The following is a 2,935-nucleotide window of genomic DNA, read 5'->3' as shown; positions in this document are numbered from 1 at the left end:
GGCTTCGGCTCGGTGGCGACCGCCGGCCTTCTCGGCGGCGTGATCGGCGCCGGCCTGCTCTTCGCGGTGGAGCGCGCCGGCATCCTCGGCAATGCCGGCGACGACGCCCGCCTCAACGCCCTCGACCAGCGAATCTCCGGCCAGCTCACCGGCCTCGACCAGCGCATGGCATCGTTGAGCCCGCGCGACGCGGTCGCCGCCCTCGACAAGCGCGTCGCCGCCAACGAGGCGACGCTGAAGCCGCTGCCCGACGCGGTGAAGGCGGCGGAGGCCACGGCCAGGCAGGCGCTGGACCGTGCGTCCGGCGCGACGGCCACGTCCGCCGAGGGCCAGGGCACGACCCCGGCGGCGGCCGCCCAGGCCGCTCTTCCGGCCGACATCGCCGCCCGGCTCGACAGCCTGGACCAGCGCGTCTCCGCCCTGCAGGAGGAGCCGGGCCGCGACCAGGCTGGCGATTCCCGCCTCGGGGTGGCCCAGGCCGGCGGCGACCCCAAGCAGATCGCCGCCCTCGACGGGCGCGTGAAGGCGCTCGAGGACAAGGCGCCCGACAAGGCGGCGCGCGCCCCGGCCGTCGACCTCGCGCCGAAGCTCGCCACGCTCCAGGGCGAGGTCGAGGCGCGCACCAAGGCGAACGCCGAGGCCGACCAAGCCCTCGGCCAGCGCCTCGATGCCCTGCAGAAGACCCTCGACGAGCGGGTGAAGGCCGCGACCGAGGCGGTGCAGACGGCGACGCAGGCGAGCCGCGAGGCGGCCGAGGCCGGCAGGAGCACGGCCGAGTCGGCGACCAAGGCCCTCGACCGGCGCCTGCAGGATCAGGCCGACAAGATCGCCACCCTCGACAAGGCGGTGGCGCTTCGGGCCGAGGCCAGCACCGTCCAGGCCGCGTTGAAGGTCGTCACCGCCGACCGGATCGCCGCCGCGCTGGAGGCCGGCGTCCCGTATGCCGAGCCGCTGGCGACCCTGCGCAAGCTCGAGACCGGCGACGCGAGCCGCGTCGACGCCCTGGCGCCGTTCGCCGACAAGGGCGCGCCGACCGCGGACCAGCTCGCCGCCGCGTTCCGCCCGATCGCCGACAAGGTCGCCGCCGCGCGCAAGGCCGCCGCCGCCAAGGAGGTCGCCGCCAACGGCGACCTCAAGAGCCGCTTCCTCAGCATCGCGGACTCGATCGTGCAGGTCCGCAAGGTCGATGCGCCGCCGGCCGCCGAGGAGGCTGCCGCCAGCGATCCGACGGCGAAGGTGCAGGCGGCCCTCGACCGCGGCGCGCTGATCGAGGCGTCGCAGGCCTACGAGGCGATGCCGCAGGATCTGAAGGCGCAGGCCGGCGATTTCGGCGCGACGCTGAAGGCGCGGGCCCAGGCGGCCCAGGCGGCCCAGGCGCTGCTCTCCGACGCGTTCAAGGGCCTGCCGACGACCGCGCCGACCGCCAAGCCGTGATCGCCCCCCAGAGGTGATCGCAGAGACACGCCATCCTGCGGGGGCGGCCATCGCCCCCGCCCACATCCTCGTCGCGACGCGACGCCGTCCTCGCGGCTGACAGGAGTACCCGACCTCATGTGGCGCGCTCTCGCCTTCCTGGCCCTGCTTGCCATCGCCGCCTTCGGGGCGGTGTGGATCGCCGACCGACCCGGGTCGGTCACCATCGTGTGGAACGGCTACGAGGTGGCCACGAGCCTCGCCATCGCCCTCATCGGCGTCGGCATCGCGGCGATCGCGCTCGGCCTGGTCTGGGCCGTGGTCCGCGGCATCATCACCCTGCCGGACACCCTGGTGAACGGCTCGCGCGAGCGCCGCCGGGCCAAGGGCTTCACCGCCCTGTCGCGCGGCATGGTCGCGGTCGGGTCGGGCGATCCCCTCGCCGCCCGCCGCCATGCGGGCGACGCCGAGCGCCTGCTCGGCGCGGAACCGCTGACCCTGCTGCTCAAGGCCCAGGCGGCGCAGATCTCCGGCGACCGGCAGGCGGCAGAGAGTGCGTTCCAGCGCATGGTCGACGACCCCGAGACGCGGGTGCTCGGCCTGCGCGGCCTGTTCGTCGAAGCGCGCCGACGCGAGGACGACGTCTCCGCCCGCGCCTACGCGGCGGAGGCCGCGCGCCTCGCCCCCAGCGTCACCTGGGCGAACGACGCCGTGCTGGAGGCGCAATGCGCCGACGGCGACTGGGGCGGCGCGCTCGAGATCGTCGAGCGCCGCGGCTCCCTCGGGCTGATCGACAAGGCGGAGGCGCGGCGCCAGCGTGCCGTCCTGCTCACCGCGATGGCGCAGGTGCGCGAGGCCGGCGAGCCGGAGGCGGCGACCGAGCGCGCGCTCCAGGCGGTCAAGCTCGCGCCCGATCTCGTTCCCGCCGCCAGCATCGCCGGGCGCCTGCTCGCCCGCCGCGGCGATCTGAAGAAGGCGGCCAAGATCGTCGAGGCCGCGTGGAAGGCCAACCCGCACCCCGACCTCGCCAAGGTCTACCTCAACCTGCGCACCGGCGATTCCGTGCGGGACCGCCTGGCGCGGGCCGAGACACTGGCCAAGCTCTCGTCCTGGGCCCCCGAGGCGCGCCTCGCCCTGGCGCAGGCCGCGTTCGACGCCCGCGACTTCGAGAAGGCCCGCGAGGCGATCCGGCCCCTGCTCGACGACGGCCCGAGCGTGCGCACCTGCCTGATGATGGCACGGATCGAGGAGACCGAGCACGGCGCCGGCTCGGGCCGCGCCCGCGAATGGCTCGCCCGCGCCGCGCATGCCCCGCGCGATCCCGTCTGGATCGCCGACGGCGTCGCCTCGCCGACCTGGGAGCCGATCTCGCCGGTCTCCGGCCGCATCGACGCCTTCGTCTGGCAGGCGCCGCCGAACCTGCTCGCCGGCCAGGAGCCGTTCGAGACGCCGGCGCCGGACACCGACACGGTCGCGCTCGCGGCGCCCCACGCCGCCCCCGCGGCCGCGAGCACGATGGCAC

The 2,935-nt window shown here is 75.7% G+C and carries 2 protein-coding genes; both read left to right on the top strand.

Features of this window, described 5'->3' with window-relative positions:
• Positions 1-1,434 (top strand): translation initiation factor 2 (locus FV230_RS30060; RefSeq protein ID WP_187275640.1); only part of this gene is annotated, 1,434 nt, incomplete at its 5' end.
• 117 nt (positions 1,435-1,551) lie between these two features.
• A partial coding sequence (locus tag FV230_RS26715) for a heme biosynthesis HemY N-terminal domain-containing protein (RefSeq protein ID WP_147844530.1) occupies positions 1,552-2,935 on the top strand: 1,384 nt, incomplete at its 3' end.

The organism is Methylobacterium sp. WL6 (assembly GCF_008040095.1).
In the GTDB taxonomy this organism is placed as follows: Bacteria; Pseudomonadota; Alphaproteobacteria; order Rhizobiales; family Beijerinckiaceae; genus Methylobacterium.
This window is presented reverse-complemented; position numbering and strand designations above follow the sequence as displayed.